Annotated in this window: 12 protein-coding genes and 1 pseudogene; 10 read left to right on the plus strand and 3 right to left on the minus strand. The window is 56.0% G+C overall.

Annotated elements, in window-relative coordinates:
* Both AOA61_RS05755 and AOA61_RS05760 read left to right on the plus strand, forming a co-directional pair.
* Window positions 1–419: terminase small subunit (locus tag AOA61_RS05755; RefSeq protein ID WP_099601312.1), on the plus strand; the 419-nt coding region annotated here is incomplete at its 5' end.
* Window positions 382–870, plus strand: a pseudogene (locus AOA61_RS05760) (phage terminase large subunit family protein); the annotation flags it as partial. The gene AOA61_RS05755 and the pseudogene AOA61_RS05760, both read left to right, overlap by 38 nt.
* Before the next feature lie 53 nt (window positions 871–923).
* On the opposite strand, the gene AOA61_RS05765 reads toward AOA61_RS05760, so the two are convergent.
* Entirely contained in the window at window positions 924–2321 is a 1398-nt protein-coding gene (locus tag AOA61_RS05765; RefSeq protein ID WP_099601313.1) for an amidohydrolase family protein, read from the minus strand.
* Between the two features lie 145 nt (window positions 2322–2466).
* Here AOA61_RS05765 and AOA61_RS05770 point away from each other — a divergent pair, with 145 nt between their 5' ends.
* The gene (locus tag AOA61_RS05770) at window positions 2467–3378 is read left to right on the plus strand and encodes a LysR family transcriptional regulator (RefSeq protein WP_099601314.1); all 912 of its coding nucleotides are present in this window, start codon (window positions 2467–2469) and stop codon (window positions 3376–3378) included.
* On the opposite strand, the gene AOA61_RS05775 is transcribed toward AOA61_RS05770, so the two are convergent.
* A complete protein-coding gene (locus AOA61_RS05775) occupies window positions 3291–4538 on the minus strand; it encodes an MFS transporter (protein WP_099601315.1) in 1248 nt (415 codons plus the stop codon). The genes AOA61_RS05770 and AOA61_RS05775 overlap by 88 nt on opposite strands.
* An 88-nt stretch (window positions 4539–4626) precedes the next feature.
* Between AOA61_RS05775 and AOA61_RS05780 the strand changes: the two genes are divergently transcribed.
* The 7 genes from AOA61_RS05780 to AOA61_RS05815 all read left to right on the plus strand — a co-directional run bounded on the left by AOA61_RS05780 (window position 4627) and on the right by AOA61_RS05815 (window position 11435).
* Window positions 4627–5421, plus strand: a complete 795-nt coding sequence (locus AOA61_RS05780) for a helix-turn-helix domain-containing protein (RefSeq protein ID WP_099601316.1) — start codon at window positions 4627–4629, stop codon at window positions 5419–5421.
* Window positions 5422–6235: 814 nt separating this feature from the next.
* Complete coding sequence (locus tag AOA61_RS32145) at window positions 6236–6802, plus strand: hypothetical protein (protein ID WP_241150136.1); 567 nt, start codon at window positions 6236–6238, stop codon at window positions 6800–6802.
* Between the two features lie 707 nt (window positions 6803–7509).
* Window positions 7510–8259, plus strand: coding sequence for a hypothetical protein (locus tag AOA61_RS05795; RefSeq protein ID WP_032889588.1), 750 nt, complete (start codon window positions 7510–7512; stop codon window positions 8257–8259).
* Window positions 8260–8431: 172 nt separating this feature from the next.
* Entirely contained in the window at window positions 8432–8701 is a 270-nt protein-coding gene (locus tag AOA61_RS05800) for a hypothetical protein (RefSeq protein ID WP_095184460.1), read from the plus strand.
* 110 nt (window positions 8702–8811) lie between these two features.
* Entirely contained in the window at window positions 8812–10125 is a 1314-nt protein-coding gene (locus AOA61_RS05805; RefSeq protein WP_032889586.1) for a PAS domain-containing methyl-accepting chemotaxis protein, read from the plus strand.
* Between the two features lie 17 nt (window positions 10126–10142).
* The gene (locus AOA61_RS05810; protein WP_241089485.1) at window positions 10143–10649 is read left to right on the plus strand and encodes a GAF domain-containing protein; all 507 of its coding nucleotides are present in this window, start codon (window positions 10143–10145) and stop codon (window positions 10647–10649) included.
* A 282-nt stretch (window positions 10650–10931) separates the two neighbouring features.
* Window positions 10932–11435, plus strand: a complete 504-nt coding sequence (locus AOA61_RS05815) for a hypothetical protein (RefSeq protein ID WP_164440486.1) — start codon at window positions 10932–10934, stop codon at window positions 11433–11435.
* Window positions 11436–11484: 49 nt separating this feature from the next.
* Here the strand turns inward: AOA61_RS05815 and AOA61_RS05820 are convergent, their stop codons facing one another.
* Window positions 11485–12111, minus strand: a complete 627-nt coding sequence (locus AOA61_RS05820; RefSeq protein WP_099601318.1) for a helix-turn-helix domain-containing protein — start codon at window positions 12109–12111, stop codon at window positions 11485–11487.
* Between the last annotated feature and the right edge of the window lie 3 nt (window positions 12112–12114).

A 12114-nucleotide genomic window follows, 5' to 3' on the forward strand; every position in this document is an offset into this window, starting at 1 on the left:
ACGACGTGCGTTCTGTGCTGGATAACCGGCTGGTTCACAAGGGCGAGAAACAACAACCGCTCGATGACGACGGCCAACCCATTGATCCTCTGATTGAGTACAAGCAAGCGCAGCAGAAACTGCGGTTGACCACTGAGCAAGCCGACGCCCAAGAAATGCGTAATCGGGTGAAAGCCAAAAAGCTGGTGCCGGTGGATTTCTGCCTGTTCGCCCTGGGCAAGTTGAGCGCGATGCTCGGCTCAACGCTGGACACCATTCACATCAAAGTGAAACGCAAGCACCCGGATATCGAGGTGCGTCACATCGAGGCTATCCAACGTGAAATAGCCGTTACGCGGAACGAAGCGGTCAACCTGGCCGACACCTTGCCGGAGCTTCTAGATGAGTTCGTCGAAGCCCTGGATGAGGGCGCTGATTGATAGCGTCCGTAAGGGCCTAACCGGTCTCTACAAGGAACCGCCACTGACGGCGGTTGAGTGGGCCGATAAGCATTTTTACCTGTCCTCCGAGTCGTCCTATCAGGAGGGGCGCTGGACCACGGCGCCGTTTCAGGTCTCCATTCTTAATGCGATGGGCAATGACCTGATCGCTGTAGTCAACGTGTTGAAGTCGACACGGGTTGGCTATACCAAGATGCTGGTAGCCAATAAGGGCTACAAGATCCAGCACAAGAAACGCAACGTGTTGTCCTGGTGCCCGACCGATCCGGACGCCGACACTATGATGAAGCGCCACATCGAAACGATGATCCGCGACGTTCCCCTGGTGCGCGCTTTGGCGCCCTGGTACGGCGTGAAGCACCGGGATAACACCCTGGACGAAAAGCGTTTTGATAACTCGAAAATGCTTTGGTGCCTGGGTGGTAATGCCAAGCCCCGCGGCGATGGCCAGCAGGTAGTAAGCTGCGTTCATTTCGCGCCTCCTTACTTGGCTGACTCAAGCGGCATAAATGTCTCGGCAAAAATATCCGGCTGGTAGCCTGCGGCAGCAAACAGATGCTCACGGGATTCGTCGATTGCTGCACGCAGCCTTTCGCTGTCCACGCCCAGCACCTTGCCGCCGCGCTTGACGATGCGACCGCCAATGATGACCGTGTCGACATTGCTGCGTTCGGCCGCGTGTACAACGGTGCCGAATGCGTTGCCTGACGGGTAAAGGTTGATGTCCTGCGCGTTTATAAGGATCAGGTCGGCCTGTTTGCCGGGGGCCAGGCTGCCGACTTTGTCTTGCAATCCGGCACAGGTAGCGCCGTCGAGAGTGGCGGCTTTGAGCAGGCCATGAGCAGGTAGGGTCACCGGATGATGTTCTGCGCCGCAGCAGCGCTGCTGGTGCATGCCCATGACGCGCTGCAGGTAGAACGCCACCCGCATCTCCATGAACATGTCACCGCTGTAGGAGGTTTCGTTATCGACACTCAGCCCCGGGCTGATGCCGTGGCGCTGGGCTGACTGCATGGCGAACATTCCATCTTCAATGCCGTAGTGGGCATCTGAACGCGGGCATACGTTGACCCGCACGCCAGCCTCGCGAAGAATTTTCCAGCCGGCGTCCGGCAGCGAGGTGCAGTGGTTGAAGATGTTATCGGGGCGCAGCAGGCCCTCGCGATGCAAACCCTCCAACTCAGCTGCCATGTCCCCGCCAAAAAATTCGGTGATGATCGGCAGCCCCAGACGCCGGGCCTCGGGCCACAGCTCAGGTTCCAGCTGCGCCATCACCGCCAGCGAGAGCAGCGGGTTGTCACCGTTATTGACGTATTTTTCCTGGAGACGCTCCAGGTTGCCCGGCCAGTGGGCTTTGTCCCACTCACCGGAAACTGGCGCACCGGAGGCGTGTACAGACCGGATACCAGCATCGAGCAGCGCCTCGACCGCGGCATCGGAGTGGGCGCCGGTGCGGCTGTTGTGCGAGTTATCGACCACGGTCGTGATGCCCGCATCGATGCAGCCCAATGCAGTCAGCAGATTGCCGATATACATGTCAGCCGGGCGATAGTATTTGGCGAACGAGAAGTGCGTTGCGTTGCAGTAGTCTTCTAGGGTTTCGGCATTCGGATTGATTCGACGCAGTTGGCCTTCCCAGGAGTGACGATGCGTATCGACCATGCCGGGCATGGCAATCATGCCGGATGCCTCGATAACAACGGCGTCGCCGGCCTCGATGTTTTCACCTATGGCCGTGATGGTGCTGCCTTCGATAAGGATATCGCCGCGCGCCAGATTGCCGATATCACCGTCCATGCTTAGCACAGTGGCGCCGCGGATAAGGGTGCGGGCGACCGGAGCGGCCGGGGCCTGCACAATGCTGCGGTTATATTCAGCCATTTTCTGTACACCTCTTCAAATTTCGTTGGAAGCAATGTACGCAATGCGGTACTGCGGGAAAAAGATGGTTAAACTGTTTTTATTATTCAATATTTACGAATAATAACGACTTCCCCCTATCACTGCTTTGAGGCTGCTAACAGTCATGGACCGTATTCAAGCGATGCAGGTTTTCGTGCGTGTGGCTGAAGCAGGAAGCTTTATCCAGGCGGCGCAGACGCTCTCTCTGCCGGCCTCGACAGTTACCAGCAGCGTTAAAAATCTTGAGAAGCACTTGCAGGTGCGCCTGCTGAACAGAACAACGCGGCGGGTCAACCTGACCTCTGAAGGCGCACAATATCTGGTGCAATGCCGAGAAATATTGGAGTTGATCGAACACACAGAGACCAGCCTTACGGATTCCGTAAAACGGCCACAGGGGCGTTTGCGTGTCGATATGCCCGGTGGCATTGCACACTTCATCGTCATGCCAAACCTGCAAGACTTTTACAGGCGCTACCCGGATATCTACCTGATGATAGGCGTCAACGATCGGCAGGTTGATCTGGTTCAAGAGGGTGTCGATTGCGTTATTCGTACAGGTGAGCTCGATGACTCAACGCTCGTTGCGCGCCCCCTCTGCCGGTTTCGCTGGGTAACCTGTGCGTCTGTCGCCTATCTCGAAGAAAACGGTACTCCGCAAACTCCGCTAGATTTGTCTCACCACCGGGCCATCCATTACTTCTCGGGCCGCGCAAGGCAAGCAAGCGAAATGCGCTTCGCCCGTGGCACCGAAAGGGTCTCAGTCCCGGTGAACGGCACAGCGGCTGTCAACGAGACTGGGCTCTACATCAAAATGTGCCTTGAAGGCTTCGGGCTGGTGCAGCTCGCTGAGAATGTGGTCAGCGAGCATCTGCGAGAAGGGCGACTGGTCGAAGTGCTTGCTGACTGGCAGCCCGCATCGGTTCCTGTGCACCTGCTATACCCGCATCAGCGCTTTTTATCGCCAACTGTGAGCGCATTCGCTGACTGGATTGCTGGGCTTGTTCGCGACGATGATTCAGCGGATTCAAGTTGAACGTTGCGCCCGGCCAGCATGCCGGTGAATGCGCCGGCTACGGAGATTGCGGCAGTGATCAGCAGCGGTGCTGTCCAGCCACCGGTCCAGTCGTGCAGTTGGCCCAGCAGCAATGGGCCTGCGGCTGCCATCAGGTAGCCGACGCACTGCGCCATTCCTGAAAGTGCCGCCGTATCACCGGCATTTTTTGTGCGCAAGCCGATGAAGGTCAGGCCGAGCATCATGCTGGCACCAGAGCCGAAGCCCAGGACCGCGGCCCACAACATGGCGTAGTCTGGCGCGTAAATGAGCCCGATCAGGGATGAGGCGGTTAACAGGCTTACGGTAGCGGCTGCCAGTTTCTGGTCTTTGAGACGGCGAAGCGTGGCCGCCAGAATCAAGCCGGGAATGGCTGTGGTCAGTTGAAGCGTGCCGTGTACCGTGCCTGCTTGCTCCGGGGATATGCCATGGTCCATCAGAATGGTCGGCAGCCAGCCGACGGCGACATAAAAAGGCATCGCGTTCAGCCCCATGAACAGTGTGACCTGCCATGCCAGCGGCGAACGCCAGACGGCCACGTTTGGCGCTTGTTTTGGACCTGACAGATTTACGTATTCGTGTTTTTTCAACTGCGGCAGCCACACCACCAGCGCCAACAACGGGGCTGAGACCAACAAACTCAGGGCAATCGGCCATCCCCATGATTGGGTCAGCGGAATTATTACGGCAGAACCGACAGCGCCCGCTGCACCCATCGTGATGGAATAAGCGCCGGTCATGGACGCCATTTTTGTCGAGAAGTCGCGTTTGATCAGGCCGGGCAGCAGCACGTTGCCCAGGGCGATCCCAGTGCCTATCAATATCGTACCGGCGTACAACGCCCACGCGCTGCCTGTGGAGCGGAGCAGGATGCCCGCTGAAATGACCAACAGTGCACCGAAAAGCGTGCGCTCGATGCCGAACCTGCGGGCGACCGATGCGCTGAGCGGGGAGAAGGCTGCAAAGGCAAGTAATGGCAGTGAAGTAAGCAGGCCTAGAGCTGAGGCGCTCAAGCCAAAATCATTCTGGATCAGCGGCAAAACGGGCGCGATGCTGGTAAAGGGAACGCGCAGGTTCACGGCGATAAGCAGAATGCCTGCGACGAGCGCGATGGCATGCCACTTGTTTTTTGTATCTGACATATTCTTTATCTGTCCTCTTGAAAGAAGACAACTGTAGAGAACTTCAGGCTCGTACAATATAGATATCAAGACGCCCGATACCTAAATTATGCCAAGCTCAAAAAATATCGTTTCCTCGCCGGAAGATTTCGATTCAGACCTTTTCGCCCAGGCAGCGATTGCCCTCAAGGTTGCGCCTGACCTCAATGATTCGGGTGCCCGCCCGCATGATCATCGTAAAGGCCAGCTGATCCTGTCTTTGCACGGCGCAGTGAGCTGTGAGGTGCAAAATGCACTCTGGCTTGTCCCTCCCCAGCACGCCGTATGGATCCCTGGCGGCACGCCGCACAGTTGCCGAGTGACCGCAAACGCCCGGACCTGCTTTCTGTTCGTTGAGCCCGGTGCGGCAGCCATGCCTGAAGAATGCTGCACGGTTGCCATTACGCCCCTTGTTCGGGAGATGGTCCTGCATCTCGCTGAACAGGAACCTGCTTACCATTCCGAGGGCAAGACAGCTCGGCTGGTTGCAGTGCTGCTTGAGCAGCTTTCCGATGCCCCGCTGAAAGAGCTGCATTTGCCGATATCAGACCACCCCAAGATCAAACAAATCGCGGATACGCTCTTCTCAGATCCAGGCGACCGAACCACGTTGCGCGAGTGGGCCACTCGGCTTGCAACCAGTGAACGAACGCTGGCCAGGCTTGTAGAAAGCACGACCGGGCTGAGCTTCGGACGCTGGCGTCAACAATTGCATTTGATGATCGCACTGAGTCATTTGGCGGAGGGGGTATCCGTGCAACGTGTAGCGGGCATCCTAGGATATGACTCTGTTAATGCATTCATCACGATGTTCAAGAAAGCACTGGGTAAACCGCCTACTCAGTATTTTTCCTCGCTGCGCTAGCGCTCTGCTGGCTGATACAAAGCGCCGAGGCTGTAGAACGATCTGTCTGCTATTGGCCGAAAGCAGTCATGGTGTATCTCATAAGTCTTTGGCTTTTTTTGGTATTTTTTTCATTCGGCAGAACGCCGCGGGAGAGGAAAAAACAGTTCCCAAACCAAAACCGCACCCCCTGCAGAATGCGGCCCGTAGCGTGGTTGGTTGCTGCGAGTAAAGGAACGCCGAAGGCCTTCAAGGTTCCAGCCCGCTTGAGTTTGCTTGGCGGTCTTGAAAACCGGCGAACGTTAATAGCGTTCCCAGGGTTCGAATCCCTGGTTTCCCGCCAAGATTCAAACGAAAGCCCCGCAAATGCGGGGCTTTCGTGTTTCTGGAGTTCTGGTTGCGGAAGACGGTTCGTCATAGGCATGCCTAAATTTGCCTATTCGAAGGATTTGACGGTTGCATATCTCCTTCTGTAACCCGTTTGGTAACCGCCTGCTCACCGTGCACCAGTGGCTGACTCGGGCCGCGAATGTCGATAACTTTCGATGCTGTCTTGGGCCGTCTATCACGAAGTTGAAACCGCCACAGTGCTTAGTAGCCGCGTTGTACCTGCTTTGCCTTCCTGGCGTGTCGGTCCGGATTCTCCCGCTCAGCATCCCCAATCAGGGGGCATGCTTAGTTTGGCCCCATAAATTGTCCCAATAATTTTGTGGCTTTTCTGAAGAGCTTTTACTCGTCATCTTTTTGTTTTTTTACTATTATCGTCCATCTGTGCACTCAAGGAAGAGAGGCTGAGCGCCTTGAGTCTGGTAGAAAATTTACACTCGATCACTGAATGAGTTATGACTTTTACCCAGAACCTAACGACTCAGCCAACCGTAATTACTTCTTGGTGGAACCGATGGATAAAATGTGTGGCATCGTTGTAGTGGTAGGACTTGCCCTCTCGGGATGCGCTACGAAAACTCCAGAAAAACCTAACGTGACTCCACCCCCTGCCGTGGTCCATGAAGCACCGCCTGAAGTCGCCCATTCGACACCAGAAAATTGGACTGTGCGTTATGAAGCTGCACCTGCTGCGAACGCCAGTGCTGAATCCCCAGTCCATGCCTCTGCTGAAGCCGCTCAGTCAGAATCAGAAACAGACCTAAATCAAAATCGCGCTGAGCAATGCCGTAAAGAGCTGGATGTTTTAAAGGTTTACAACAAAGCGTCTTACGCCAAATATGAAGCGGAATACCAAGCCATTGCTGCCAAAACTGCTAAATACATGGAAATTAAAGACTCGTTAGGCCCCGATTTAAACTACATGGTTATGCCCGCTTATCAATTTCAAATTCGCGAGTTCTGCTTCCGAGTTAAAACCCGTCTGTCGGAGCTTGTGCTTCGCCAAGCCAAATAATGACTCCACGTTAGGGGCGGTCTTTTGCCAGTAGAGGAAGCGCTGAAAAAGACTTCCGTCTCTGTTGAAGTACGTGCCTCACGGGACTCGAATGGTTGAGCGCCGATGAAGTATATTTTCTTCGCGGTTGCCGAATGCGCTGGCAAGCACAAGTAGATCCAGCATGGGCACTTCTTGGCCTAGAGAGGCTATGTGGTGTCCAAGAAGCGCTCGAATCCCTGGTTTCCCACCAAGATTCATACGAAAGCCCCGCAATGCGGGGCTTTTTTGGTTTTGGGATTTTGGAGTCAGGTGGGCAATACCTCTCACTGCCACACCCGCAGCCACTGTTAAAGGCAGTTTCTCATCTCAATCAGCAGAAAAGCTGAGCCACCGAAAGCAGGCAAATCATCTGGGCAAACATCTGTGCTCGAATTGGATGCTTCATCGCCGTCACCTCGTAGGCAGTTGCTGGTGGTAGTGCCGTAGGCAATGTACATATATGCGCCAGAACGCTCGAAAATGGAAATGCAACCCTGGCTCGCCAACAACACATTCAACTGCTTCCAGAAGTATAGACCCTGTGACGAATTCGTCACGAAGCGCTCTGGCACACACTTCGAACACAATCTGCCGATATCGGTCGCACTTTTTTTGATTTCTCGGCTCTATCCTTGTCCCAGCCCCGCCGATTCCCCGCGAGGGCAGTAGAACAAGATCGGGTTTCGATGGATCGTACGTTTCCTCTTTCAATCATTCGTCGCCTACGCCGGCCACTGCTGTTGGTTGCGATGTTTGTACTCGGCGCCACTGGTTGCACCCAGCAACAGGGGCAGGACATTGCCAAGCAGTTCAGCAATGGAAAGCCCGATGAGTTCTTTCAAACCAGTGTCGATCGTATGGCGACCCTGGGCATGCGTGACAACCTGCAAAGTTTGTATTTACTGATGAGCAAGCTCTATCTGCGCAATCCCAGCCAGTGGCGACAGTCGGGTTACCCGGATGCGGTGAGTGCCGAGCGAGAGATTCGCCAGGCGATTGAGCAGCGACGACCGCTGCCCGCCCTGGGCGAGCGTCGCGATCTGGTCGCCTTGAGCTACTCCTTGAGCCCAGAGTTTCAGGGCGATCGAGTCGGTGCGTTTATCTATGCGATCGGCAGCATGCTGGTGACAGCCCATGGTGGGCGCACCGAGTTCTACATAACCGACTCGATCAATCCACAGTTTGTCAGCAATGCCGCGCGCAATATCGAGAAGGCCACATGGCTGCTCAGCAAGCGCCAGGATGCGAATGGCGTGTTGCTGTTGTTTTCCAATGAGATATCGGAGGAGGGCAGCAACCTTAGTTTTGCGGTGGAATTTGGCAAGATCGTGGCGCGCCTCGATCTGCTGACACAGATGCTTGATGAACGATACCGGCGTATAGGTCTCAACTATGCGCAAAGCTTATTGCTGATGAATTTCCTGCCAGTACAGTGAGCTGCCGGCAGGCAACGCGGTAGCGTCAGCCCGATATGCACTACCCTAATCCTCGTGCAGGTAAGGTCTTTCTCTTTTGGCTGTAGGAAACAGCCTATCTTGCACCCCCGTGCTTGAAACACCCCGACGTCGGCAATAGCCTCGGACTTTTCCGAAAAAGTGAGGCCCTACCTTGGGGAAGCGAAAAACGGTGTGGCCGACGGACCGCGAGATACGCCTGCGCTTTATCCTCTTTGCGGTGATCAACGCCGCGAGTATCGAGGGAGTTCCCGCCGAGTTGTTATTGCCTGCGCACAAACTGCTGCGTGACTCACCCACCGAAGCGCAGTTGATCGAGGCCCTTCGGGAAATACTGGCGGCTGATGAGATGTACGGGTTCAGGTTTGCGGTGGGATCCGAGGCAGACGATCTGATGCAGGCACTGGATAAGCCCGGCGACTAATCCATCTTCGTTGAGCGGAACAACTGAGGGGCAAGTGACTATTCGTCGGCCTATGCTTAAGCCGTAGGCCGCATGGCCGATGCAGTGATGACTACCCCAGGGACGCCGCCATGTTTAATCGCCGTTTGAAGAAGGATCTGCAGGACCGGGACGACGAGCTTTTCCAGTTACGACAGCTTGTTGCGCAGTATGACCGTGGCATGCTCTCCATATGCCTGGATGCTGACTTGCGGCTTACGGCCGTCAACGAGGATTTTGCCCGGGCTTTGGGCTACTCCCGCGAACAGTTGCAGGGTCGACTCCTGAGTGAAATTGTTCCGCCTTACGTCATGGATTTACCCTGTTTTCGTGACTTCAACGCAGCAATCGCCCGTTCAGAGCCGGTGAGTGACGATTACCGCTTCCTGCGCAGTGACGCCAGCCTGGCGTGGATCAACCTGACATGGTGCCCGATCAGAGGGCGTGACGGCCGGCTTTCGCAGATCCAGGGCTACGGCACCGAAGTCAGTCGCGCCATTGAGCAAGCCAAAGAAAACGAAGCGTTTATCAACGCGTTGATACGTTCGACGGCCGTCATCCAGTTCCGACTGGACGGAACGGTGGTCACCGCCAATACCCAGTTCCTCGACGCCATGGGCTACACGCTCGATCAGATCGTCGGCAAAAAACACAGTATGTTCTGCACCACGCAGGAGGCCGCTTCGAGCGGTTACGCCGCGTTCTGGCAAACCCTCAATCGCGGCGAATTTGTCGCCAGCCGCTTCAAACGCGTGGACAGCCGTGGCAACGAGGTGTGGCTCGAAGCTACCTACAACCCGGTGCACGATGCGGAAGGCAAGCTGTGCAAAGTGGTCAAGTTTGCCAGCGTGGTCACCGACCAGGTCTTGCGCGAGTCCGAGGTCAAGGCCGCCGCCGGCGTGGCCTACGAGGTGTCGCTGCAAACCGATGTCACGGCCGAACGTGGCGCCGCGGTTGTGCAGAACACTGTACAGACCATGCAAAACATTGCTCTGCAAATGCAATCCGCCACCGGGAGCATTGAGGCGTTGGGCAAACAATCGTTGCTGATCAGCGCGATTGTGCAGACCATCGGGGGCATCGCCGCGCAAACCAATCTGCTCGCGCTCAATGCCGCAATTGAGGCCGCCCGAGCGGGTGAACAGGGCCGTGGATTTGCGGTCGTAGCTGATGAGGTAAGGCAATTGGCCAGCCGTACCAGCACTGCAACCGAAGAGATCGTCAGCGTGGTCCAGCAGAACCAGCGCCTCGCCGACGAAGCCATCACAGAAATGTTCAGCAGTCGCGAGCAAGCTGAGCAAGGCCTGACACTGGCCAACCAGGCCGGCGCAGTCATCACCGAGATCCAGGGTGGCGCCAAGCAGGTGGTGAATGCGGTGGGGCGTTTCGCGAATGAGCTGCAATAGCCCAGGTATAGGGCTGCTTGGTTTTATTTGAGAATCAGGAGAGCGCTATCAAACCTTTAACCTCTGAAGAACTGGCGGTCATCGCCGAGATAGAAACGGCGTCCAATATTCTGCGGCTGACTACACGCCTGACGGATATGCGCTTCTCGGCGATCTCGAAAATGACCGATACCCATTGGGTGGCATGTGCGGTGTACGACGAGCTGCATTTCGGCGTGGAGGTCGGCTATGAATTGCAGCTTGAAGCCACGCTGTGCAACGGTCTGCGTGCTAATCCCACCCCCATCATCATCGAACACGCCAGCAAGGATCCGGTTTTCTGGCAAAACCCATTGCCCAGGGAACATGGCTTCGAAAGCTATATCTCACTGCCGATTGTCTTCTCCGACGGCAGCGTCTTCGGAACCCTATGCGCGTTGGACGTACTCCCCAAAAAACTGGAAAACCCGCAAATGGTCGAGATACTCACCATCTTCACTCGCCTGATCAGCACCACGCTGGAATTGCAGTACAGCCGGACCTGAGGCTGATGTTTCTGAACCAGCGTTAGATCGTTTATTTCCTTAAGGTTGGTGGGTATTCCTGGTTCGAATATCCATCACATCGATTTCGCTGTTTTGATTTACCAAGCCGTTGTCATCACAGCGGAATGCCGGTCATCACATTACGTTTCGCTGTTGCGGTTGACTAAGCGGGCTGCGCAACACCCATTCCCGCTGCTCTGCCGTCGTCTTGTGCAGCGCTCCGGCATCACTAGAATCGGCGCCAGAACTTAGCCATTTCCTGTCGATTACGGAGTTTCGAACATGATGAACGCAATGCAGATGCCGATGAATACCGCCATGCCAATGATGCCGATGATGGGCATGCCGATGATGATGGCGACCATGAAGTGCGAAATGGCCGGTGACGCGATGATGTGCACCATGAAGCCTGCCGCCGGCATGGACATGGCTCAGTTCAAGACCAACGCCGAGATGATGGCGATGATGATGAACTGTGGCATGCCGATGATGATGCAGTGCGCCAATATGTCGATGATGTGCCTGTCGGCCGACGCCATGGCCATGATGGCGAGCATGAATATGCCGATGATGATGCCGATGGGCATGTCGATGCCGATGATGAAGTGCGTGATGGAATGCACGATGCAGGCCGATGGCATGCTGTGCAAAATGATGCCGATGCCGGGCATGAGCATGGCCATGATGGACAACTGCTGCATGCTCATGAACAAGTTGATGAGCGATTGCGCCATGCCGATGATGATGAGCTGCAACGGCATGCCAATGATGTGCTGCACCTGCTGACAGGTCCCGCGCAACCAAAAACGCCCCGAATAGTCGGGGCGTTTTGCATTCAGTCCAACCGTTCTGGGTAGGTGATCACCAGGAACGCCACCGCCTCGCTGTCCGCCGGGTTGCGGTAGCGGTGGGGCTGGTCGGCGTAGAACAGGATCGAATCGCCGGTAGACAGCAAGTAGCGCTCTTCATTGACGCTGACTTCCAATACGCCCTGGGCGACCACCAGGTTTTCCTGGATGCCTGGGCCATGGCCTGCGGACACTTCCTCACCCAGAGCGCGCAGGCGGATCTCGTAGAACTCCGACTGGCGCGCCGTATCGTAGGGAAATAACGCTCGACTGATAAATGCCCCATCGGCACTCACCAGGCGTTTGCTCTGTTGCGCCGGCAACACCTCGACCCCTTCGAATGCGCGGTCTTCCAGGAACGCCGCCACCGACACTTTCAATCCTTTGGCAATCTTGCACAGCACCTTGATCGACGGCACGCTGCGCCCGGATTCGATCTGCGCCAGCATCGCCCGGCTCACGCCACAGGCACGGGCCAGTCCGTCCAGTGACAAGTGGCGCTTGCTGCGCAGGCGTTGCAGGTTATGTGCGACGCACAGGCTGATTACATCGTCGTCCGTAGTAGGTTTGGGTAGGGGGGCGGGAGGTTCGGGAAGCACATGCAGGAAATTCATCGG

This window comes from Pseudomonas sp. 2995-1, from assembly GCF_002742505.1.
Lineage (GTDB): Bacteria > Pseudomonadota > Gammaproteobacteria > Pseudomonadales > Pseudomonadaceae > Aquipseudomonas > Aquipseudomonas sivasensis.

Coding starts and splice junctions, on each gene's coding strand:
- AOA61_RS05765 (WP_099601313.1), bottom strand. CDS start 2,321: ATGGCTGAATATAACCGCAGCATTGTGCAGGCCCCGGCCGCTCCGGTC.
- AOA61_RS05770 (WP_099601314.1), top strand. CDS start 2,467: ATGGACCGTATTCAAGCGATGCAGGTTTTCGTGCGTGTGGCTGAAGCA.
- AOA61_RS05775 (WP_099601315.1), bottom strand. CDS start 4,538: ATGTCAGATACAAAAAACAAGTGGCATGCCATCGCGCTCGTCGCAGGC.
- AOA61_RS05780 (WP_099601316.1), top strand. CDS start 4,627: ATGCCAAGCTCAAAAAATATCGTTTCCTCGCCGGAAGATTTCGATTCA.
- AOA61_RS32145 (WP_241150136.1), top strand. CDS start 6,236: ATGAGTTATGACTTTTACCCAGAACCTAACGACTCAGCCAACCGTAAT.
- AOA61_RS05795 (WP_032889588.1), top strand. CDS start 7,510: ATGGATCGTACGTTTCCTCTTTCAATCATTCGTCGCCTACGCCGGCCA.
- AOA61_RS05805 (WP_032889586.1), top strand. CDS start 8,812: ATGTTTAATCGCCGTTTGAAGAAGGATCTGCAGGACCGGGACGACGAG.
- AOA61_RS05815 (WP_164440486.1), top strand. CDS start 10,932: ATGATGAACGCAATGCAGATGCCGATGAATACCGCCATGCCAATGATG.
- AOA61_RS05820 (WP_099601318.1), bottom strand. CDS start 12,111: ATGAATTTCCTGCATGTGCTTCCCGAACCTCCCGCCCCCCTACCCAAA.